The sequence below is a fragment of the Nonomuraea marmarensis genome (genome assembly GCF_043197025.1).
Classification (GTDB): domain Bacteria; phylum Actinomycetota; class Actinomycetes; order Streptosporangiales; family Streptosporangiaceae; genus Nonomuraea; species Nonomuraea marmarensis.
Genome location: NZ_JBICRM010000032.1, coordinates 13,986 through 34,914, shown reverse-complemented (window position 1 = coordinate 34,914; position 20,929 = coordinate 13,986). Strand labels below are relative to the sequence as shown.

General features: G+C 70.8%; 17 protein-coding genes and 1 tRNA gene. 12 read left to right on the top strand and 6 right to left on the bottom strand.

What is annotated here, in order from left to right:
* Positions 1-47: 47 nt before the first annotated feature.
* The gene (locus ACFLIM_RS37650; protein WP_393173217.1) at positions 48-560 is read left to right on the top strand and encodes a hypothetical protein; all 513 of its coding nucleotides are present in this window, start codon (positions 48-50) and stop codon (positions 558-560) included.
* Here ACFLIM_RS37650 and ACFLIM_RS37645 read toward each other — a convergent pair.
* On the bottom strand, positions 554-1,777 hold the full coding sequence (locus tag ACFLIM_RS37645) for an LVIVD repeat-containing protein (protein ID WP_393173215.1): 1,224 nt from the start codon (positions 1,775-1,777) through the stop codon (positions 554-556). The genes ACFLIM_RS37650 and ACFLIM_RS37645 overlap by 7 nt on opposite strands.
* A 296-nt stretch (positions 1,778-2,073) precedes the next feature.
* Here ACFLIM_RS37645 and ACFLIM_RS37640 point away from each other — a divergent pair, with 296 nt between their 5' ends.
* Entirely contained in the window at positions 2,074-2,631 is a 558-nt protein-coding gene (locus ACFLIM_RS37640; protein WP_393173213.1) for a DUF305 domain-containing protein, read from the top strand.
* A gap of 107 nt (positions 2,632-2,738) precedes the next feature.
* Here the strand turns inward: ACFLIM_RS37640 and ACFLIM_RS37635 are convergent, their stop codons facing one another.
* Positions 2,739-3,155: an SsgA family sporulation/cell division regulator gene (locus ACFLIM_RS37635; protein ID WP_103958541.1), complete on the bottom strand. Its 417-nt coding sequence runs from the start codon at positions 3,153-3,155 to the stop codon at positions 2,739-2,741.
* 446 nt (positions 3,156-3,601) lie between these two features.
* On the opposite strand from ACFLIM_RS37635, the gene ACFLIM_RS37630 reads away from it, so the two are divergent.
* A tRNA-Val gene (locus ACFLIM_RS37630) sits at positions 3,602-3,676 on the top strand.
* 242 nt (positions 3,677-3,918) lie between these two features.
* Here ACFLIM_RS37630 and ACFLIM_RS37625 read toward each other — a convergent pair.
* Positions 3,919-4,995, bottom strand: a complete 1,077-nt coding sequence (locus ACFLIM_RS37625) for an aldo/keto reductase (protein WP_393173211.1) — start codon at positions 4,993-4,995, stop codon at positions 3,919-3,921.
* Positions 4,996-5,065: 70 nt separating this feature from the next.
* Between ACFLIM_RS37625 and ACFLIM_RS37620 the strand changes: the two genes are divergently transcribed.
* Positions 5,066-5,962, top strand: a complete 897-nt coding sequence (locus ACFLIM_RS37620; RefSeq protein ID WP_393173209.1) for a LysR family transcriptional regulator — start codon at positions 5,066-5,068, stop codon at positions 5,960-5,962.
* Positions 5,963-5,964: 2 nt separating this feature from the next.
* Here the strand turns inward: ACFLIM_RS37620 and ACFLIM_RS37615 are convergent, their stop codons facing one another.
* Positions 5,965-6,687: a sulfotransferase family protein gene (locus ACFLIM_RS37615; protein WP_393173207.1), complete on the bottom strand. Its 723-nt coding sequence runs from the start codon at positions 6,685-6,687 to the stop codon at positions 5,965-5,967.
* A gap of 71 nt (positions 6,688-6,758) precedes the next feature.
* Between ACFLIM_RS37615 and ACFLIM_RS37610 the strand changes: the two genes are divergently transcribed.
* The 8 genes from ACFLIM_RS37610 to ACFLIM_RS37575 all read left to right on the top strand — a co-directional run bounded on the left by ACFLIM_RS37610 (position 6,759) and on the right by ACFLIM_RS37575 (position 16,443).
* A complete protein-coding gene (locus ACFLIM_RS37610) occupies positions 6,759-8,276 on the top strand; it encodes a class I adenylate-forming enzyme family protein (RefSeq protein WP_393173205.1) in 1,518 nt (505 codons plus the stop codon).
* 39 nt (positions 8,277-8,315) lie between these two features.
* Positions 8,316-9,872 carry an NAD(P)-binding domain-containing protein gene (locus ACFLIM_RS37605; RefSeq protein WP_393173203.1) on the top strand — a complete coding sequence of 519 codons (1,557 nt, stop codon included), beginning with the start codon at positions 8,316-8,318 and terminating at the stop codon, positions 9,870-9,872.
* Positions 9,872-10,924 (top strand): alpha-hydroxy acid oxidase, encoded by a 1,053-nt coding sequence (locus ACFLIM_RS37600; RefSeq protein WP_393173378.1) that lies wholly within the window; start codon positions 9,872-9,874, stop codon positions 10,922-10,924. Before ACFLIM_RS37605 ends, ACFLIM_RS37600 begins: the two co-directional genes overlap by 1 nt.
* On the top strand, positions 10,918-12,276 hold the full coding sequence (locus ACFLIM_RS37595) for a cytochrome P450 (RefSeq protein WP_393173201.1): 1,359 nt from the start codon (positions 10,918-10,920) through the stop codon (positions 12,274-12,276). Before ACFLIM_RS37600 ends, ACFLIM_RS37595 begins: the two co-directional genes overlap by 7 nt.
* The gene (locus tag ACFLIM_RS37590; RefSeq protein WP_393173199.1) at positions 12,245-13,570 is read left to right on the top strand and encodes a cation:proton antiporter; all 1,326 of its coding nucleotides are present in this window, start codon (positions 12,245-12,247) and stop codon (positions 13,568-13,570) included. Before ACFLIM_RS37595 ends, ACFLIM_RS37590 begins: the two co-directional genes overlap by 32 nt.
* 83 nt (positions 13,571-13,653) lie before the next feature.
* Entirely contained in the window at positions 13,654-14,343 is a 690-nt protein-coding gene (locus ACFLIM_RS37585) for a response regulator transcription factor (protein WP_393173197.1), read from the top strand.
* On the top strand, positions 14,340-15,644 hold the full coding sequence (locus ACFLIM_RS37580; protein ID WP_393173195.1) for a sensor histidine kinase: 1,305 nt from the start codon (positions 14,340-14,342) through the stop codon (positions 15,642-15,644). The genes ACFLIM_RS37585 and ACFLIM_RS37580 overlap by 4 nt, the downstream gene beginning before the upstream one ends.
* 55 nt (positions 15,645-15,699) lie before the next feature.
* Positions 15,700-16,443 carry an SDR family NAD(P)-dependent oxidoreductase gene (locus tag ACFLIM_RS37575; RefSeq protein WP_393173193.1) on the top strand — a complete coding sequence of 248 codons (744 nt, stop codon included), beginning with the start codon at positions 15,700-15,702 and terminating at the stop codon, positions 16,441-16,443.
* A gap of 10 nt (positions 16,444-16,453) precedes the next feature.
* Here the strand turns inward: ACFLIM_RS37575 and ACFLIM_RS37570 are convergent, their stop codons facing one another.
* Positions 16,454-19,657: an ATP-binding protein gene (locus tag ACFLIM_RS37570; RefSeq protein WP_393173191.1), complete on the bottom strand. Its 3,204-nt coding sequence runs from the start codon at positions 19,655-19,657 to the stop codon at positions 16,454-16,456.
* Positions 19,654-20,925 carry an oxygenase MpaB family protein gene (locus ACFLIM_RS37565; RefSeq protein WP_393173189.1) on the bottom strand — a complete coding sequence of 424 codons (1,272 nt, stop codon included), beginning with the start codon at positions 20,923-20,925 and terminating at the stop codon, positions 19,654-19,656. Before ACFLIM_RS37565 ends, ACFLIM_RS37570 begins: the two co-directional genes overlap by 4 nt.
* Positions 20,926-20,929: the final 4 nt, after the last annotated feature.

Genomic DNA, 20,929 nt, shown 5'->3' with positions numbered 1-20,929 from the left:
GCGTTACGATTCTGTCCAGGATCGCCGCCGATTCAGGGTGAGTCCATATGAGCGGAGAGGGCGCCGTTCCGGCACCGCCGATTTCAACGCTGGGCGCGATCGTCACGGTGGAGCGCGTGCTGGCCCGCACTCCGGTCCTCGCCGTCCTGCTGCCGATGATCCAGGTCTACGACACCGGCTGCCTGCTCAACATGGACGTCGTGGCCCGCAACGCCGCCGCGCCCAGCAGCCTCGCGCTGCAGCTCGACTCCGCGTTCTCCGGCGAGGAGAGCACGTCGCTGCACATCACGCTGCGCTACCCGGACGGCCGCGAGGTCGCCTCCGACGCGGACCACCACTGCGCGCCGCCGAGCCTGTCCTGGTTCCCGGGAGGGGTACGCGGCGACGCGACATTCACCCTTTACCAGATGCCCTTGTGGTTGTTTCCGCTGCCGCCGCCGGAGGTTCTCCTCCTGACCGTGGAATGGCCGTGGGCCGGCATCGAGCCGACGGCGGTGGAGCTCGACGGCGCCGCCATCACGGGGGCGGCGGCGCGGTCGGCGCGCTGCTGGCCTCAATAAGACTTCTGCGTCTGTACGTTGAAGTCGTCCATCTTGACCTGCTTGGCCGGGTCGGTCAGCGGATCGGTGATCTCCAGGACGTCGAGGCCCTCGCGGATGTCGCTGGAGTAGATGTAGCCGTTGTAGTAGTAGGCCGACCACGAGCCCGCGATGCCGCCGTCGGGGTACGGGCCGCGTTCGAAGTAGCCGATCTCCTTGGGGTTGGCCGAGTCGGTGAAGTCCCAGATCGACACGCCGCCCTGATACCACGACTGGACCATGATGTCCTTGCCCGGCACCGGGATCAGGGAGCCGTTGTGGGCCACGCAGTTCTCGTTCTGCTGCTGCTCCCTCGGGATCTTGAAGTAGCCGCGCCGCTCCAGCTTGCCGTTCGCCAGGTCGTACACGGCGTCCGCGCCCTTGGTGTTCGGCGTGTTGCTGTCACAGGTGGCCTGGCCGCCGCCGCCGAGCTCGTCGCTGAACACGACCTTGGTCGCGTCGTTGTTGAACGTCGCCGAATGCCAGATCTGGAAGTTCTCCGTGTCGGTGATCTGCTGGAGGACCTTGGGCTTGACCGGGTCGGAGATGTCGAGCAGCACGCCGTCGCCGAAGCAGGCGGCCGCGGCCAGCTTCTTCTCCGGGTAGGCGGTGATGTCGTGGCAGCCGGAGGCGAGGTCGGAGTGCTGGCGCTCCGGGAAGATATTCGGCTTCGCCACGATTTTTGCTGACTTAGGCGACTTTGTCGGGATTTCTACGATCTGGATGAGTTCGTGGGGTGGTGGGCACGTCTTCGACTCGGGCTCCGGGCCGGGCGAGGAGACGTACACGTACAGGGTCTCCCCGTCGGGGACCATCGTGTGCGTGTGCGAGCCGCAGTCGGTCCTGACGGCGCCGACGTACTGCGGGCTCTTCTTGTCGCTGATGTCGAAGATGCGCAGCCCTTCCCACTCGCGGCTGCCCGTGCCGGAGTCGCACTCCTCGCCGCCGCGCGGCTCGTCGATCGACAGCACCAGCAGGTCGCCGTAGACGGTGACGTCGTTCTGCTGCGCCGGGCAGGCCACCTGGCTCACCATCTCGGGCTTGGTGGGGTCGCTGATGTCGTAGATCGCGAACCCGCCGAAGTTCCCCACGTACGCGTAGTCGCCCTGGAAGGCCAGGTCCGTGTTGAAGTCTTCGTCGCCGTTGAGCGGGGGGGTCCTGGGCATGTTGGCGACGAGCTTGACGTTGTCGCTCGTCATCACGTCACCCGTGGGCCCAGTGGTGGGCGTACCGGCTGGAGCGCTGGTCTCCTGCGGAGTGGCGGGCGTCGGAGCCCCGGTCGCCCCCTGACCCGCCGCGCACGCAGAGACCAATAACAGCACCGTACCCAACAACGCTCCGCGCAACTTGGCAGAGATCAACGCGCATCCCCTTTGTCTCGTAGCTCACTATGGAAGCTATGTCAGGAGGTTCGCCGCCGCGTACGGTATTGATCACAGTTATGGCGACATTTGCCCTTACCGCCTGCTCGCCGCGGCCCACATTGCCCTCGGCTGTGGGCACGGGAGCGCCGGTCATCGTGCCGGGCAGCCCGGGGGCGCCGGGGCGTACCGCGACGCCGGGGGAGCGGGTCGGGCAGACACCCGTACCCACGGTGGCCTCGGACGTCCGCTTCGCGGAGGCCATGATTCCCCACCACCGCCAGGCCCTGGAGATGACGTCCTTAGTGAACGACCGCACCACCACGGCCTCCATCCGCTCGTTCGCCCGCTCGATCACCGCCGCCCAGACCCCGGAGATCAAGGCCATGACCGGCTGGCTGACCGAACTGGGCCGCTCGGCCCCCGCCTCGCATGCGCACGGGGATGCGACCGGGTACGGCATGGCGTCGGAGGCGGAGCTGAACGCGCTGCGAGGGGCGAAGGGGGCGGCGTTCGACCGGATGTTCCTGCAGCTGATGACGCGGCACCACCAGGGGGCGGTGAAGATGGCGGGGGAGGAACTGGCGACAGGCCGCGACCAGCGGATGCGGATGCTGGCCAAGGACGTGTACTCGGGCCAGAGCATCGAGATCGCCCGCATGACCGAGGCCCTGGAATCGCTCCCGGCCTAGCGCTCGGTAGCCCTGTGCGGGCTGACGCCATACCGACGAGCCAGGTGACGGCGAAGGGGCGTTCAGGCGCGGCGGGTGGGGTCGCCCGCCGCGGAGTCGGCCGGGGGTCAGGACGGCCAGAGCATGTTGGTCAGCTCGGCGTCCAGGTCCATGTAGTCGGTCTCCCGCCCCGCGGGCACCTTCTCGTAGGTGCGGTGCAGGAACTCGGTGAGCGGGGCCAGCGGCACTTCGAAGAGCGCCTGGCCGAACGGTGACGTGAGGCTGATGTGCAGCGTGCGCTCGCCGTCGGCGCGTGCGGGCCAGACCTGCACGTCGCCGTCGCCGACACGCCGCACGATGCCCACGGTGAGCAACTCGCGGGCGAAGATCCACTCGACCGGCTCGTCGTTCCCTACGTGGAAGGCCATGCGGATGGCGTACGGATCGTCGGCTGTGTAACTCAGTCCGGCGAGCAGGGGGACGGTAGTACGGTCGGGGACCACAAGCCGAAGGCCAAGCTCGGCGGAGACGGTGGTGCTGTTCATCGTCAGCCAAACCTTTTCGTCGAAGGTCCCCTCTTCGGGGCTTTCACTGCTCTGACGGACTTCGTCCTGAGCTATCACGCGGAACGAAGAAACCTGTAGGAAAGATTCCGCTCCTAGGGCCTTCTGTAACGCACATCACAGCTGGACATTTAGGCATCTACCAGGCTAAACGGCATCAATCGGGTCGTATTTACAAGGGTTTTGCGTGCTGTGGAGCCTGTCCCGGCGCACCGACCATGAACGTTTCTCCCCAAAAGATCGCGATCGAAGCCTTACGGAACACGACGATGGTATGCCACCGACCCACCATGCCGGTGGGCAACCGCCGCGTTTCACCCGAATCCCTCTCGCCGCCCCCGCAGCCCTCTCCGCCCGCTTCGCTTCGCCAGCAGGTGCTGGAGTGCGGTATGGTTTTCCCCGTCGGCACCGCGAGGAGCCGGCAGGGCGGGCGATTAGCTCAGCGGGAGAGCGCTTCGTTCACACCGAAGAGGTCACTGGTTCGATCCCAGTATCGCCCACCACATCTGAGGCCGTCTCCCAAGGCAGGGAGACGGCCTTTCTGATCGTCAGGGGAGAATTCGGGGAGAAGACCGTCGGATCCGGCGGCAGCGGGTGACGACTTCCTATCTTCACGGAAAGTGATTGATCAATTACAGATCGTTCAGGATTGCCGCGTCCCGCAGGGCACCACCACTTTCCTGAAGCCGATCTTTACCGTAGCGGTCTTGGTGTCACGTCAAATCCCCACTTCTTCCGACATCCATTACGACGGCCACCACGGGCTGCGCCGGCGTACGGCGGCCTGCGCGCGCGACACCAGGCCCGCGTAGTTCTTGCCCGGATACCACGGTTGCGTGCCGACCTTGTCGAACCCCTGGATCGTCTCCATGTGCTCCACCATGCGCTTGCGCATGGCCGCGTCGGGGAGCGGGCCGCGCATGGCGGCGATGTTCTCGGTCAGGTGGCCGGGGTTCGAGGTGGCGGGGAGGACGCAGGTGATCGACGGATTGGAGATCACCCATTTCAGGAAATATTGCGACCAGGTGGTGATGCCCAGTTCCTTGACGAAATCGGGTAGTTGCCGGCCCTCGACGATCGCGTGCAGCCGTCCCTTCTCCAGGGCCATGTTCACGAGCACGGCGGTGCCTTTGTCCGCCGCCGCGGGGATGAGCCGCTCTTCGGCCTGGCGGGTGTGGATCGAGTAGTGCAGCTGCACGAAGTCCAGCTCCGCCCGCTGCACCCAGCTCGCCAGCACCGCGTAGTAGGGAACTTCGTGGTGGGTCACGCCGACATTCCTGATGCGCCCCTCCTTCTTCCACGCGTGCAGGAGAGGAACGATCACGTCGACGTTGATGAGGCTGTGGCACTGCATCACGTCCACGGGCCGGTCGAGCGACAGGCGCTTGACGGTCTGCCGCAGGCTGCCGGCGGCGTGGCTGTCGTCCCAGAGGTGGTCGCCGGTGGACCAGATCTTGTTCGCCAGGAACATGCGGTCGTTGATCCGCAACTCCTTGACGATCTCGCCGAGGTTCACCTCCGACGCCCCGTACAGCGGCGAGACGTCGAACACTCTGCCACCCGCCTGCCAGTAACGCTTGACCACCTCCTTCAGGCGGGCACGCTGCTGGTTCGACGTGGTGTCGAAGGTCATGAAAGTGCCGAGCCCGATCACGGGCAGCCGCTCACGCGAGCCCGGGATCGTACGAGTGATCAGATCGTCCGGCGCCGCCGCGGCGGCCGCCGTGCCCAGCGGGAGCACGCTCGCCACGGCGCCGAGGCCGCCTGCCGTCACCAACTGCCGCCGCGTGGGCGACCACGACATAGTTCTGTTTTCATGCATACCGGAATGCTTTCGCGCAGACCAGGCGTAAGGCCAAGTCCGGTTCGGACCGGCGATATACCTTCTAGGTATGCCGGTCGATCTACGCCTCATGCGCTACGTGATCGCGGTCGCGGAGGCGGGCAGCTTCGAGGCCGCCGCCGAGCGGCTGCACATGACCCAGCCGCCGCTCAGCCGTCAGGTCCGCGACCTGGAGCGCGAGCTGGGCGTCCACCTCTTCCACCGCCGCCCCACCAGGCTCACCGAGGCGGGGCGGGTGTTCGTCGAATCGGCCCGCCAGGTCCTGGCCGAGGCCGAGCAGGCCGTGGAGCGCACCCGCCGGGCCGCGGGGGTCGACCACGGCGCCGTACGGATCGGCTACACGGTGACGACGGCGTTCGACGAGATGCCGAAGTTGTTCGCCGCGATGCGCGCCCGGCACCCCGGCATCCGGATCGAGGCCCGTGAGGCGTGGGACGCCGAGCTCACGGCGGCCGTGGCGGGGGGCGAGCTGGACGTCCTGCTGGGCCGGCACCTGCCCATCCCGCCGACGTTCCTCACGACGGTCCTGCGTACGGAGGACTTCGTGGCGGTCGTGGGCGCCGGTCACCGGCTGGCGGGGCGGGAGGAGGTGGGCCTGCGCGACCTGCGGGGCGAGACGTTGCGGTTCTTCCCCCGGCGGTTCGCCCCGCACTACTACGACGAGGTCCTGGGCGCGCTGCGGGGCACGGGGAAGGAGTTCGACGTCTGGGAGAACCCGCTGCCCGGCCTGCGCAATCTCAACGTCAGCCTGAGCGACAGCGGGTTCATGCTGCTGCCGCGCTCCCTGAGCCGCCAGTTGCCCGGCGGGATCGCCCACCTCACGATCACCGACGACCTGCCGCCGATCGAGTTGCGGCTCTCCTGGGAGCGCAACCCGTCGCCCGCGGCGACCGCCCTGGTCAGGACGGCCCGCAGGCTCGCCGGCAGGGAAGGCTGGACCACCTGAGCTCAGCGCCCGCGTACGATCAGGCGCCACAACCTGCCGGGCCGCTTCCGATCGAACGCCGCCCGCTCGTTGACCTGCGGAAACGGCTCCTCGGGCACCGGCACCCCGAGGAACGCGCACAACGGCTCCCACCCCTGCTCGCTCTCGAACACCAGCAGCCGATCGGCCGCGATCGTGGCCTTCACCTGCGCGATGTGCCGTTGGAAGACGTCGATGGCGTGGTCGCGGTCGTCGATGCGGCCGTCGAAGAGGCGGTCCATGACGGTCGTCCTGGCCATGCGCGGGTAGAGGGCGAAATCGGGGGAGCGCCGCGCCACCAGCCAGCGGATGATCCGGCGGCGCAGGGGCAACCGCTGACGTTCCGCCAGGGCGCTGCGGAAGATGGTGGCGCTGACGCTGTCCCACCAGCGTTTCGGGTCGCGTACGGTGAGGATGATCTTGGCGTCGGGATAGTGCTCGGCCAGTTCGCGCCAGTACGCGGCGGCGGGCCAGTCGAGCGCCGCCTGGAAGCCGCGGAAGACCTCGTCCCAGTCGCGGGAACGGCCCTCGCCGACGTCCAGCCACTGCCGGACCCGGAACGGCTCCGCGATGACCGTCGACATGTGGTAGCAGGGGCCGTACCCGAGCTGTTCGAGCGCCGCCTTCAGCGAGCGGGTGCCCGTGCGGCCGAAGCCCGCGCCGATCACCTTCACGTCGCGCTCACCACCCGCTGGTCTCTGATCCATCTCTGATTCGAATCCGGTTTTATGACGACATGCCTACCGCAGACGGGCTCGAAAGCACAGAGGAACCGACCATGCTCTTCCCGCACCCCCTTCTCGACGCGCTCCGGGCCGCGCCCGGCAGCCCGGCCTTCGAGCACGGCGACCGGATCGTCTCCCGAGGTGAGCTGCTGGAGCTGATCCGCAGGCTGGCGGGTGCGATGCGGACCGTGGGCCTGGGCCCGGGGCGGGCGGTCGCCGTCCGCACGGCCGTCACACCCGAGGCGTTCGCCGCGCACATGGCCGCGCACGCGCTGGGCTGCCGCGTCGTGGGCGTCCGGCCCGGGTACCCGCCCGGGCAGCTCGCCCACGTGCTCGGCATGGGGATCGATGCCGTGCTGGTGGACCCCACGACCGCGACGCCCCAGCTGCTGGCGGCCACGGGGAAGGCGCTCTCGCTCGGCCCCGCCGCAGGTGCCAACGATCTGCTGGAACACCCCGGCGACGGCCGGCCGCTCACCGTGACCGCCCGCCCCGGCGACGTGGCCGCCCTGACCTTCACCAGCGGCAGCACCGGCCGGCCCAAGGGCTGCGCGATCACCTATCAGGCACTCAGCGAGCACTGGGCCTGGCAACCGCGCGTCTGGGGTCCCGTCGCCGCCGGCTTCGCCCGGGACTTCGAGCGCTACCTGCTGTTCGGCACGCTGGCGAGCATGGTGGTCATGGAGTTCCTCGCCCCGTGCCTGCTGGGCGGCGGCACCGCCGTGATCCCCGAGGACGACGGCCGTCCCATCTTCCCGTACGCGATCGAGCGTTACCGGATCACCGGGTCGATCATCACGGTGCCCAGGTTGTCCCAGATGCTGGAGCTGCTCAAGAACGAGCCGGCCGACGTCGGCAGCCTGCGCGCGCTGATGGTGTCGGGCTCGCCGATCGGCCCGGGACGGCTCAGGGCCGCGGCGCAGCGCCTTGGCCCCGTGGTCTACCAGGGGTATGGGCAGACCGAGGCGGGCAACGTCGCCATGCTCACCCCCGAGCACATCGCCGCGGGCGTCGTGGAGCCGGTCGGCCGCCCGCATCCCGGGGTCGAGATCAGCGTGCGGGACGACGACGGCCACGAACTGCCCGCGGGGCGGACGGGCGAGATCCACGTACGCAGCCCGTACCTGATGCGGGGTTACTGGGGTGACGAGGAGGAGACCCGCGACACGCTGCGGGACGGCTGGTTGCGCACCCGCGACCTCGGCCACGTGGATCGGGACGGGTTCCTGCACCTGTCGGGCCGCTCCCGCGACGTGATCATGGTGAACGCGATGGTCGTCTACGCGGGCCCGATCGAGCGGGTCCTGACCACGCACCCCGACGTGGCCGAGGCGTACGTGGCCGGTGCGCCCGACGAGGGCACCGGGGAGGCCGTGCACGCGTTCGTGGTGCCCGCGGAGGGCCGCACCCCCGACCGCCGAGAGCTGACCGCGCTGGTGCGATCGCACCTCGGCGCGGACAGCGTGCCCCAGACGATCACGATGGTGCCCGGAGTCCCGGTTGCCACCAGCGGCAAACCCGACAAACACGCCCTCTCTGAGCAATTTCTGAGAATTCCCCGCCAACACTGATGTTGTCCTTTCAACCACATCGCTGTGACGGAGGCGTCAGTGCCGGACAACACCCTGGACTACCTGGTGATCGGCGCCGGCCCGGCGGGACTGCAGCTGGGGTACTTCCTACACAAGACCGGGCGTAACTACCTGATCCTGGAGGCGGGTTCCGCGCCGGGCCAGTTCTTCCGCACCTTCCCGCGCCATCGCACGCTCATCTCGATCAACAAGAAGCACACCGGCTGGGACGACCCCGAGCTCAACCTCCGGATGGACTGGAACTCGCTGCTGTCGGACGACCCCGGCCTGCTGTTCACCCGTTACAGCGACCGGTACTTCCCGCACGCCGACGACATGGTCCGCTACCTCACCGACTTCGCCAGGGCGTGCGAGCTGCGGATCGCCTACGACGCCCGCGTGGTCCGCGTCGACCGTCCCGGCCCGTTCCGGGTGACCGACGAGAACGGCCGCACGTACGAGGCGAAGAGGGTCATCGTCGCGGCCGGCGTCACCCGGCCCAACATCCCGCCGATCCCGGGCATCGAGACGGTCGAGACGTACGGCACCGCCTCCACCGACCCCTCCGACTACGTGAACAAGCGCGTGCTCATCATCGGCAAGGGCAACTCGGGCTTCGAGACGGCCGACAACCTGATCGAGACCGCCGCCGTGATCCACGTCGCGGGCCCGAACTCTCTGCGCATGGCCTGGCGCACCCACTACGTCGGCCACCTGCGCGCGATCAACAACAGCCTGCTCGACACCTACCAGCTCAAGTCCCAGAACGCCCTGCTCGACGGCGACGTCAAGCGCGTCGAACGCCAGGCGGACGGCACGTACCTGGTCACGGTGGCCTTCGCCCGGGTGAACGAGGTCACCAAGGACATCCCGTACGACAACGTGATCCTCTGCACCGGCTTCCGCTTCGACGCCCTGATCTTCGGCGACTCGTGCTGCGCCGACCTGACGATCGGGGGCAGGTTCCCGGCGATCACCCCCGCCTACGAGTCCGTCAGCGTCCCCGACCTCTACTTCGCGGGCACGCTGACCCAGTCACGCGACTTCAGGCACGGCACCAGCGGCTTCATCCACGGCTTCCGGTACGGCGTGCGCGCGCTGCACCGCATCCTCGAATCCCGCTACCACGACGTCCCCTGGCCGGCCAGGACACTGCCCGCCGACCCGGCCGCGCTCGCGGAGGCGGTCATCGAGCGCGTCAACCGCAGCTCGGCACTGTGGCAGCAGTTCGGGCTGCTGGCCGACGTCATCGTGCTCGACGGCGGCATGGCCCGCTACCTGGAGGAGCTCCCGCACGACCTGGAGGGCCCGCCGATCGGCGACCGCGGCCACTTCACGATCACCCTGGAGTACGGCCCCGACCACGACAAGATCGACCCCTTCGACATCGGGGTCGGCCGCATCAGCCAGAGCGACGCGAAACGCGCCCACGAGGGCCACTACCTGCACCCCGTCGTACGCCACCACCTGCCGGGACAGCCCCCCGTCGTCCACCACATCACCGAGAACCTGGAGAACGAGTGGACCTCGCCGGAGATCCACGTCGAGCCGCTCCGGGCCTTCTTCGCCCGCCGGACCTCCTCGGTGCCCGCGTGATGGACAGGTGGACGCTGCGCGAGTTCGAGGCCGAGGCCCGCGCCCGCCTCGAACCGGCGCACTACGACTACTTCGCCGGCGGGGCCGGTGACGAGGTCACCGTGCGGGCCAACGAGACCGCGTTCGGGCGGCTCGGGCTGCTGCCCAGGGTGCTGCGTGGCGCGGCCAAGCTCCAGACCGACGTCACGCTGCTCGGCAGCCGCGCGGCCATGCCCGTGCTGGTGGCGCCGACCGCGTTCCACCGGCTGGCCGACCCGGAGGGCGAGCGGGCCACGGCGCGGGCGGCCGCCGCCGCCGAGACCATCATGATCGTCAGCATGGCCGCCACCGTCGCGGTCGAGGACGTGGCCGCCGCGGCGCCCGGCGCCGAGTTGTGGTTCCAGCTCTACGTCCAGCCGGACCTGGCCTTCACCGAGAAGCTCGTCCGCCGCGCCGAGGCGGCCGGTTGCAAGGCGCTGGTCGTCACGGTGGACTCGCCGGTCCTGGGCATGCGGGAGCGTGACCTGCGCAACGGCTTCAACGACCTGCCCGAGCACCTGTGCTGCGAGAACCTGCGTGACGGAGCTCGAGGAGACCGGGTACGCCCCGTCGTCATGGCGCCGGAGTTGTCGTGGGAGCACATCGACCTGCTCAGGGAGATGACGGCGTTGCCCATTGCGCTCAAGGGCGTCACCCATCCCGCCGACGCCCGCCTCGCGGTCGACCACGGCGCCTCGGCGATCATGGTGTCCAACCACGGCGGGCGGCAGCTCGACACCGTGCCCGCCACGATCGACCTGTTACCGGAGATCGTCGAGGCCGTCGGCGGGGCCGTACCGGTGCTGCTGGACGGCGGCGTCCGGCGCGGCACCGACGTGCTGAAGGCGCTGGCGCTCGGCGCCGCCGCCGTCGCGGTCGGCCGGCCCGTGATCTGGGGCCTGGCCGCCGACGGGGAGCGGGGCGTGACCCGCGTGCTCGGCCTGCTGCGCGCTGAGGTCGAGCACGCGCTCATGCTGTGCGGCTGCGCGTCGATCCACGAGCTCGAACCAGGGTTGGTACGGCGGCCATGCTGATCGCGCTGCTGGTGACCGTCGTCGTGGTGGCGAGCCTGCCGTGGTGGCTGCCGGCCCGGATCGTGGCGCTGCGGGCCCGCGTCTTCGCCCGGATCAACGGCGACGAGGGCATCCCCGTGCCCGGCGACCTCGTCGGGATCGACCGGTTCAGGGAGGTCTACGCGCAGCCGGCGGCCGGCGGCAGGAGCAAGGGGGCCGCGCTGTCGGACCTGTTCTGGTACTGGCTGGCGCCGGGCCCCGAGATGCACCAGGAGCACCTGGAGGCGGGCGAGCGGTACGACGCCGTCGCCCGGGTCACCCGCGGCCTGCTCGCGGTGCCGCGTGCGGAGGCCGAGGAGCTGACCCGCCGGTGCGTCGCTCGTACGCTGGGGGACGCGCGGGGCCTGGTCCGGCTGCGGGACCTGATGATGCCGCTGTGGGCGGAGTTCTCCTACGAGCTGGTGTTCGCCGAGCCGTGCCCGCGCGAGGCCCGCGACCTGATCGCCGGCAACGCGAACGACGTCGTCACCGCGCTCAAAGGCACCGGCCTGCGCCATATGGAGCGCCGCCACCGCCTGACCAGCTACCTCCGCACCCGCCTGTCCCGGGTGCGGCTGCCGCTCCCGCCGGGCCTGTCACCCCAGGAGCAGGCGTTCTACCTGCAGGGCGCCTTCTTCAACACCGCCGTCGTGCAGATGTCGGAGGCCGTGGCCCACCTGCTGATGGTCCTCGCCCAGCACCCCGGCGTGCAGGACAAGGCCCGTACGGGCGACGCCCGCTACCTCGACCAGGTGATCGCCGAGACGCTGCGGCTCTACCCGCTCTTCGGCATCGCCCACCGCATCACCACCGACGGCATCCCGCTCGACGAGCACACCACGATCCCGGCCGGCTCGGTGCTCTGCTTCAACTACCCGGAGTTCCACCGCGCCGGATTCGCCGACCCGGGCCACTTCGACCCGAGCCGCTTCGACCCTGCCCGATTCAATGGGCCGGCAAAGGACCTCAACCACATCCCGTTCGGCATCGCCGCCAACCGCCCGTGCCCCGCCTGGCGGCTGGCGCCGATCACCATGCGCGTCGCGGCGGCGGAGATCCTGCGCAGGTACACGCTGCACACCTCCGCCTCCCACACCCGGTCCCTGCCCAACAGGGGGCCGTGCCTGCTCATCCCGCGCGACGACCCGCCCAGGAAGGTCCGCGGGCTCCTCCTGTACATGCGGTTCCGCGACCGCTGGGAGGACGTCTGGCGCGGCGTCGTACAGCTCGTCCTCGGCACGTACATGGTCTGGGACGCGCGCCGGCAACGGCTTTGCGAGCACTACTTCGAGGAGAACTCGTATGCCCATTCTGGCCCAGGTAGCGGCTCCTGACCCGAACCTCGCACTCATCCTGAAGGTCTTACCCGCCCTCGTCGTCATCTTGATCGCCGCGGCCGTCTGCGGCCGCCTGGCGTTGATGGTGATGCAGCCGCGCGTGCTCGGCGAGATGGTCGCCGGCGTGCTCCTCGGGCCGACCCTGTTCGGCTGGTTGTTCCCGGAGGCGCAGGCCGCCCTCTTCCCGCCCGAGGTCAGGCCCGTCCTGTACGTCCTGAGCACCATCGGCCTGACCCTCTACATGTTCCTGGTCGGGGCCGGCCTCGACCACAGCGCGCGCACGCCGGGCGAGGTCCGCAAGGCCTCCGTCCTGGCCGCCTCGGGCATCGGTCCCTCCCTGCTGCTCGGCGCCGGCGCCGGTCTCGTCCTGTACGACCTGCTCTCCCGCCCCGACGTCAGCCCGTTCCAGTTCGCCCTGTTCGTCGGCGGCGCGCTGTCGCTGACCGCCTTCCCCATGCTGGCCAGGATCCTGTACGAGCGCGGCCTGGAGAACTCGCCCCTCGGCCGGCTGACCCTGCTGGCCGCCTCCATCGACGACGCCCTGGCCTGGTGCATCCTGGCCGTCCTGTCGGCCATGCACCTCGGCACCGGCGCCACCGACGCGCTGCCCACGATCGGCCTGACGGCGCTGTTCGCCGTGGTCATGCTCAAGGTCGTCGCCCCTCTGCTGCGCCCCATGGGCCGGACCGTCGCGCGCACCGGCAAGCTCGGCCCCACCGCCATGTACGCCGTCATCCTCATTCCCCTCACGGCCGGCTGGCTGACGGACTGGATCGGCGTGTACGCGGTCTTCGGCGGCTTCTTCGCCGGGCTGGCCATGCCCCGCGACCCCAAGTTCCGCGAGGTGCTGCACGGCCGCATGTTGGAGGTCGTCTCGACGCTGCTGCTGCCCACCTTCTTCACGTTCTCGGGGCTGAACACCCATCTGGGCGGCATCGCGGGCGGCGCCATGCTGCTGGCGTTCGGGCTGATCCTGGCCGCGGGGTTCTCCGGCAAGTACTTCGGGTGCGCGTTGTCGATGCGGGGCATGGGGTTCGGCTGGCGGGAGTCGTACGCGGTGGGGGCGCTCATGAACGCCCGCGGGCTGATGATCCTCATCTTCATCAACATCGGCCTGGCCCAAGGCATGATCACGCAGGAGCTGTTCGCCATGCTCGTGCTCGTGGCCGTGCTCACCACCGCGGGCGCCCTGCCGCTGTACAAGCTCGCCCTGCCGGACCGCCTCGAACACGGCACCAAGGTCGAGCCGGTGGCCCGGGAACCCGTGGAGGTCAGGTCCAATTCATCCTGATCGCGCAGGTAGGCTCCGGTCCGAGCGGGCCGGGGCCTGAGTGGACCTGGTAATTCCCCGGGCGGTGGTGTAACCGTTGACGAGTGGCTGGGACACCGGGTACGGCCGACCCGCCCTCTCGTCGGCTGCTACTCGTCGAAGACGACCTGGAACTGGGACACATGCTGGTCGACCTGTTCACAGAGCAGGGATACACGGTCGATCTGGCGCTGGAGGGGCAGCGGGGGCTGCACCTGGGGCTGAGCCGCGCGTACGACGTGCTGATCGTCGACCGCGGCCTGCCCGCGCTCGACGGGATCGACCTGCTGCGGCGGTTGCGCCGGCAGGCGGTCACCGCGCCCGTGCTCGTGCTCACCGCCTTCGGCACGGTGGCCGACCGGGTCGCCGGGCTCGACGCGGGCGCGGAGGACTACCTGGTCAAGCCATTCGACATCGAGGAACTGCTGGCCAGGGTGCGGGCGCTGCACCGCAGGAACCTGGACCTGGCCAGACTGCTGCCGCTCGGGGCCGGCTGGCTGGACTCCGAGTCGCACATCGTCCGGCTGCCGACCGGCGAGCAGGTGACGCTGTCGGGTCAGGAGTGCCGGCTGCTCAGCGCCCTGGCCGCCCGGCCGCGGCAGGTGCACACCCGCAGGTCGCTGCGGCAGCGGGTCTTCGACGGTGCCAAGACGGAGTCGATCGTGGACACCTACGTCTACTACCTGCGCAACAAGCTGGGGTCGGGGGTCGTGAGCACCGTGCGCGGTGTGGGGTACCGCCTGGGCGCGCTGTGAACGGCCGGCTGCCGGACCTTCGTGCCCGGCGCGCGGACCTTCGCGGGCGGCGGCCGGACCCTGACCGGCGGCTGCTGATCCGGGCCCGGCGGCGGCTCACCGTGCAGGTCGCGGGTGCGATCTCCGTCGTGCTCGCGCTCGTCGGGGTGCTGGTCTACTGCGCCATGGTGCACTCCCAGAGCGGCGCGGCCGGCCGCGACCTGGCCGCCGCCGCCCAGCGCGCCCCCATCGCCCAGCCGCCCCCCTGCGTGTGGCTGTACGAGCTGCGGCCCGACGGCACCGTCCAGAGCTCCCCAGGCGCGCCGGCGGCGCTCCCGGTACGCACGGCACTCGACCAGGCGGCGGCAGGGGGTGAGCCGGAGGTCGCGCAGGTGGAGGTGGCCGGTCACGACTACCTCATCCGCACCCAGCGGCGCGACGGCACGACTGTCCAGGCGGCGATGGACCTGCGCTACCAGGCCGCGGAACGCAACCGGCTGCTCAGCACGCTCGTCGGCGCCGAGATCGCCGGCCTGCTGGCCGCCCTGCTGGTCGGCCAGGTCGTCTCCCGCCGCGCGATCGCCCCGCTGGGCGAGGCCCTGGCCCGCCAGCGTCGCTTCGCCGCCGACGTCAGCCACGAGCTGCGCACCCCGCTGACCCGCCTGAACACCCGCGCCCAGCTCCTGGCCCGCAGGCTGCGCGGCGGAACGGACCCGATCCTGCTCATCGACGAGGTGGACCAGCTCGTCACCGGCTCCAGGCAACTGGGCGAGGTGGTCGAGGACCTCCTGCAGTCGGCCCAGTTCAACCAGTTGCGCAGGCCGTTCGGCCCGGTGGACCTGGCCGTCCTGGCCGCCGAGCTGGCCGTGGCGGAGAACGCCAGAGCCGAGGCCCGCGGGGTGAGCATCGAGGTCCGCTGCGAGGGGCCGGGCGACCACATCGTCCGCGGGGTGGAGTCGGCCCTGCGCCGGGTGATCTCGGCCCTCCTGGACAACGCCCTCGGCCACACGAGCGTCGGGGGGCACATCTGGGTCACCCTCTCCAACGACCCGGAGACGGTCCGGCTCACGGTCCAGGACGACGGCGTGGGCCTCGACCCCGGCGACACCGAACGCCTCTTCACCCGGTTCGTGGGCGGCGGGTTCGGGCTGGGGCTGGCGCTCGTACGGGAGGTGGTGGACGGCCACAACGGCACGATCACGGCCGACGGCCGCCCGGGAGCCGGGGCTACCTTCACCGTCCACCTGCCCGCCGACCTGTCCAGAACGCCCCTCGACCGCCCGCCGCCCGTACCGGCCAGGGAGCCGGAGCGGCGCCTGTGAGCGTCCTGGACGCCCGCCGCGAGCGACCTCGGGAGTGCCTGCTAGGGTGCGGCGGATGAGCGGACGTGGAGTTCTTGTCACCGGCGCGTCGAGAGGGATCGGGCGGGCCATCGCGGCGGCGTTCGCGGCCCAGGGAGACCGGGTCGCCATCCACCACCGGGACTCCGCCCAGGAGGCCCAGAAGCTGCACGGAGAGCTGCCAGGAGAGGGGCACGCCGTCGTGCGGGCCGACCTGGCAGATCCCGCCGAAGTGAGCGGCATGGTGGAGTCGGCGGCCCAGGCGCTGGGCGGGATCGACGTCCTGGTCAACAATGCCGGGATCTTCCTCCATCACCCCGTCACCGAGCTGTCCTACGCGGAGTGGCAGGCCGCCTGGCGGCGCACCCTCGACGTCAACCTGGTGGGCGCGGCCAACGTCATCTGGTGCGCGCTCAAGCACATGCCCGCCGGAGGCAGGATCGTCAACGTCTCCTCGCGCGGCGCCTTCCGCGGCGAGCCGGACAGCCCGGCTTACGGGGCGAGCAAGGCGGGACTGAACGCGCTGGGCCAGTCGCTCGCCATCGCCCTCGCTCCGCACGGGATCGCGGTGGGCACCGTGGCGCCGGGTTTCGTGGAAACGGACATGACGAACGAGCACCTCAAAGCGCCCCGGGGCGATGCGATCCGCGCGCAGAGCCCCTTCGGGCGGGTGGCGCGGCCGGAGGAGATCGCGGCCGCCGCCGTGTACCTGGCGTCCCCGGGTGCCGAATGGGCCAGCGGCGCCGTACTCGACCTGAACGGCGCTTCGTACCTGCGCTGATCCGCCGGCGTCAGCGCAGGCGGCGGTCCAGCAGCAGGGCGCCGCGCCCCGACAGCAGCGACGCGCACCACTCGCGCAGGTCCGCCGGCTTCGGCCCGCTCACAGCTCCCCCCTCCAGCAGGTCGGCCCAGTCGAGGAGGGACTCGGCGAGCATCAGCGGCACCCCGCGCCGCTCGTGCACCTCCGCCGCCGCCTCGAAGTGCTCCGCAGCCAGCTGCGGAGCGCCCCTGGCCACGCACAGGTGGGCCAGGTAGTGGTGCCCGCAGTGGTGCGCCACCGTCCCGTGCCCGAACGTCTCCCCGTCCGAGGCCAGCGAGTCGTACAGCAGCCCGGCCAGCTCCGCCCGCCCCAGCCGCGAGGCGGCCACGGCCAGGTTGTCCAGGGCGGGCCGGTGCGCCATGTTCCGCGGCGGCACCGCCCCCTGGTCAGCCAGGATGCGGTCCAGCAGCGGCTCGGCCTCCTCGTCCGCCAGCTCGCACAGGTAGCGCAGCACCGCGTGCACGGGATCGACCCGCGGCGCCTGGGCGACGAGCCGCAGCCGGTCGCGCAGCTCCCACAACCGCCCCTGCAGCCGCCGGATCTCGGCGATCTGCTCGGAGTAGATCGCCACCGCCTCCAGGCGGCGGCCGATCTCCGAGCCCAGCCGCATGGCCGACTCCGCCTCGGACTCGGCCTGCGCCAGGTCGCCCTGCATCAGCGTCAGACCGGCCTTGGAGTAGCCGATCAGCCAGTTGAGGTGCGGCTGGCCCAGCCGGTGCGCCAGCTCGTCGGCCTGGTCGAGCAACATCGCCGCCCTGGTCACGTCGCCGCTGTCGAGCACCGGAGGAGTGCGCTGCACGTACGCGTGGAACAGCGCCAGGTCGTCACCCGTCCTGCGGGCGGACTCCAGCATCTCGTCGCCGTCGCGGTGCCGCTGGTGCAGCGGGTCGGCGGGGATGATGGTCAGGCTGCGCATGCCGAGCACGCCGGCGAGCGTGCGCGGGTCGCCGGACTTGCGGGCCAGGGCCACCGCCTCGTCGCTCAGCGCGAAGCGCCGCTCGCCGTCGGGAGCCCAGATGAGCTCCGAGGCGAGCTGGGCCGCCAGCAGCGCCCTGGTGCTCAGGTCGGTGGAGTCGACCAGCTTGCGGGCCTCGGTCAGCAACGCGATGCGCTGCAGGTCGGGCGTCGCCGAGACGCTGGAGCCGCGGTCGCCGCCGAGCGCCGCCGTGACGATCAGGTCGTGGCGCCCGCACTCCCTGGCCAGGTCGGCCGCCCGCACCAGGGTCGGCCTGGCGTCCGGGTGCCCGGCCAGCCACATCGCCCGGCCGCACTCCATGAGCAGCTCGGCACGCCGCTCCTGGGTGGCGCCAGGGAAGTCCTGCAGCAGTTCCAGCACCCGCTGGTACCAGGTGACCGCCTCACGGTGCGCCAGCCCGGTCAGGGCGTGCTGCGCCGCGTGCACGGCCGCGTCCGCCGCCGCGCTCACCCGGCCGGGGTCACGTCCGTGCTCGGCGGCGGCCAGCAGGTGCGCGGCCACGACGTACGGCCGGGACTCCATGGCCTTCGGGTCCGTCTGGCACAACGCGTCGGCCACCCGCCCGTGCAGCAGCCCGGCGCGCGGCGCGGACAGGGTGGCGTAGAGGGCGTTCCTGGTCAGCTCGTGGGAGAAGTGGTACGGCCCGCGGCCCGTCATGGTCACCAGCCCCGCGCCCATCGCCTCCTCCACCGCGGCCACGAAACGGGCCTCGTCGAGCCCGAGACCGAGCCGCAACTCCGCCGACTCCAGCCGCTCGCCGACGGCCAGCAGGCTGACCAGGTCCCTGGCGTCCGGGTGGAGCTGCGACAGCCGGGCCTTGACCATCCTGGTGACCGAGTCGGGCACGGTCAGCGCGTCCAGGTCCTTGCCCGCGGCCAGCTCCCTGACCACTTCGCTGATCAGGAACGCGTTGCCGCCGGTGATCCGGTGCAGCAGCCCGGCGTCGCCGCGGGCGCGCGCCTCCCGCAACGCGTCGGAGACCTCATCGAGCCCGAACGAGCCGACCTCGACGACCCGGCTGTCGGCCGTCAGCTTGTGCAGCTCCGGCATGGCGGACTCGACCGGCACCGGCCGCGACGTGGCCAGGACCAGCAGCGGCAGCGCGTCGGCGTCCCACCTGAGGGCGTTGAGCATCTGCAGCGACTCCAGCGTCGCCCACTGCAGGTCGTCGATCACCAGCAGCACGGGACGCACGGTGGCCAGCCGCTCGATCAGGGTGCGGGCCGCCGCCATCAGGTGGTAGCGCTCCGAGACGGGCTCGGTGGCCGGCGGCACCTGCAGCGACAGCGGCGGCGCGGCCAGCGACGGCGCGAGGCGGACGAGCTGGCCGCACTGCTGGTCGACCCCGGCCCGCAGCAGCAGCGCGGGCGAGGTGCGGGCCAGCCGCTCCACCGCGCCGGCGATCGGCTCGTACGCCTGCCGCGCCGGATCCGTGCACCGCCCGGCCAGCACCGTGAACTGCCGCTTGAGCGCCCGCCTGGCCACCACCGACGCCAGCCGGGTCTTGCCCACCCCCGGGTCGCCCTGCAGGATCACCAGCCCGCTGCCGAACTCCGCCGCCGCCAGCTCCCCGTCCAGCGCCCGCAGCTCCTCCTCACGGCCGACGAAGGGCAATACGTGCCCGTTGTCCAGCCACGGGGCCAGCTCGCCGCTCTGGTGGTGGTCGGCGCTCTGCCAGTGCAACTCGTACGTGTGCAGCGGCTCGCGCAACCCCTTGCCCGGCAGCCGCCCCAGATCCTTGAACTCGTGCCTGCTGCGCCCCTGCGCCAGCCGCCGCACCAGGTCCGTGCACAACACCTGACCGCCGTCCGCCACGGCCACCAGGCGGGCCGCCTCCACCGTCGGCAGCCCGCTGACGTCGTCGTGTCCCCAGGCCACGTCGCCGGCCGCGAGCGCGGCCCTGATGGAGATCTTCTCGTGGGCCCGCTCGTTCTCGTCCGCCACCGCCTGCTCCACCGCGATGATCGCGTCCAGCCCGGCCGTCGCCGACTCGAACACGGCCATCAGCCCGTCGCCCAGGCTCTTGGTGAAGGTCGAGCCGTTCGTGGTCACCACGGAGTGGAGCAACTGGCGGAGGCGGTGGAAGACGACGTTGGCGCGCTCCTCGCCGAGCCTGATCCGCATGGCGGTGGAGCTCACCACGTCGGTGAACAGGATGGTCGCCGTGGTCAGCGTGCCTGGCTCGTGCGGGGCACTCACGTGCGCAGCCCTTTCAGCCCCTGCGCGGGCGCTCGTAGCTTCTGGCGGACGTTCCGGCGGATCGAGCGGGTCTTCACCGCGCGGCTCGACTGCTTGATCCGCCAGGCTCGGGCCAGCTCCTCGGGGATCCTGAACGCCGCCTGCCCGTCGGAGTGGCGGTCGATCAGGGCGACCACGATGTGCCGCCCGGCCTTGCGTACCAGCCAGCGAATCACACCGTCAACCGGTCCGGCCAGCCGGGCACGCCGGTGCGCCGCCCGCGCCACCGTGAACAGCGCCGTGCACCACCAGGCGGGCTTGGGCACGCCGAGCAGCTCCGGCACCCGGTCGGCCCCGTAGGCGGCGTCGCGGAAGACCCAGTGCACCAGGCTGCGCGGCAGCTTGCGCCAGCCCAGGTACATGAACTCCTCCATCTCCTCCAGCAGCCTGGCCATCAGCCGGCGGCCCTCGTCGCTGGACTCGTACAGGCGGCCCAGGCGCTCGCTGACCGGCTCGATGTCGTCCAGCGTGAGGGGTCCGTCGCGGCACGCCTCCACGCCCATGAGATGGCCGAACACGCTCCAGGTGTAGAGGTGGGCCGCGCGCTGCTCCTCGGTCAGCACCACGCCCATGGAGTCCAGAGCCTCCCACGTCACCACGGAGAAGTCGAAGATCGTGGCCAGCAGCAGCTCCTGGTTGACCGGCGGCCCGAACCTGCCGGTCTCCCAGTGGTCGGCGTAGCGCTCGTTGACCAGGGCGCGCACGAACGAGTGCAGGATCCGCAACCCGATCGCCGTCGTGTTCCCGGGACCGCCGGGCGCGAGGGTGTCGGTCGCCTTCAGCCCCATCACGTCCACGAGCATCTGGCCGGTCTCCGCCACCCGGCGGGTGAGGCTGTGCGTGGCCAGGTTGGAGACGCCGGCCAGCACCTTGGCGCTGGACACCTCCACGTACGCCATCGGCAGGCACTTGCAGAACAGCGCGGCCGACTGGTAGAGCCCGTAGTCGGCGAACACGGCCTGCCCCGTGGCCAGCAGCACCTTGTCGTCGCCCCACTCGGGAAGGTCCCTGGCGAAGTCGATGGCCTCGAAGATGCCGGAGGCGGGCGGCCTGGCCTCCCGCTTGGCCCGTGCCAGCTCCTCGATCATGGCCTTCACCAGCTCCAGCGGGCCCCGGTCCGCGGGCTGGGCGGCCAGGTATTCGGCCACCACCTTGTCGATGTCCGGGTCGGCCTGCTGTCTCAGCTGCCGGAATTTCTCCTCCGGCCAGCGCCCCTCATGATCCTTCATGTTC

Bases quoted from the DNA above. Each gene is read 5' to 3' on its own strand.
- ACFLIM_RS37650 (WP_393173217.1), top strand. From the start codon at position 48: ATGAGCGGAGAGGGCGCCGTTCCGGCACCGCCGATTTCAACGCTGGGC.
- ACFLIM_RS37645 (WP_393173215.1), bottom strand. From the start codon at position 1,777: ATGACGAGCGACAACGTCAAGCTCGTCGCCAACATGCCCAGGACCCCC.
- ACFLIM_RS37635 (WP_103958541.1), bottom strand. From the start codon at position 3,155: ATGAACAGCACCACCGTCTCCGCCGAGCTTGGCCTTCGGCTTGTGGTC.
- ACFLIM_RS37625 (WP_393173211.1), bottom strand. From the start codon at position 4,995: ATGCATGAAAACAGAACTATGTCGTGGTCGCCCACGCGGCGGCAGTTG.
- ACFLIM_RS37620 (WP_393173209.1), top strand. From the start codon at position 5,066: ATGCCGGTCGATCTACGCCTCATGCGCTACGTGATCGCGGTCGCGGAG.
- ACFLIM_RS37615 (WP_393173207.1), bottom strand. From the start codon at position 6,687: ATGGATCAGAGACCAGCGGGTGGTGAGCGCGACGTGAAGGTGATCGGC.
- ACFLIM_RS37610 (WP_393173205.1), top strand. From the start codon at position 6,759: ATGCTCTTCCCGCACCCCCTTCTCGACGCGCTCCGGGCCGCGCCCGGC.
- ACFLIM_RS37600 (WP_393173378.1), top strand. From the start codon at position 9,872: ATGGACAGGTGGACGCTGCGCGAGTTCGAGGCCGAGGCCCGCGCCCGC.
- ACFLIM_RS37595 (WP_393173201.1), top strand. From the start codon at position 10,918: ATGCTGATCGCGCTGCTGGTGACCGTCGTCGTGGTGGCGAGCCTGCCG.
- ACFLIM_RS37590 (WP_393173199.1), top strand. From the start codon at position 12,245: ATGCCCATTCTGGCCCAGGTAGCGGCTCCTGACCCGAACCTCGCACTC.
- ACFLIM_RS37575 (WP_393173193.1), top strand. From the start codon at position 15,700: ATGAGCGGACGTGGAGTTCTTGTCACCGGCGCGTCGAGAGGGATCGGG.
- ACFLIM_RS37565 (WP_393173189.1), bottom strand. From the start codon at position 20,925: ATGAAGGATCATGAGGGGCGCTGGCCGGAGGAGAAATTCCGGCAGCTG.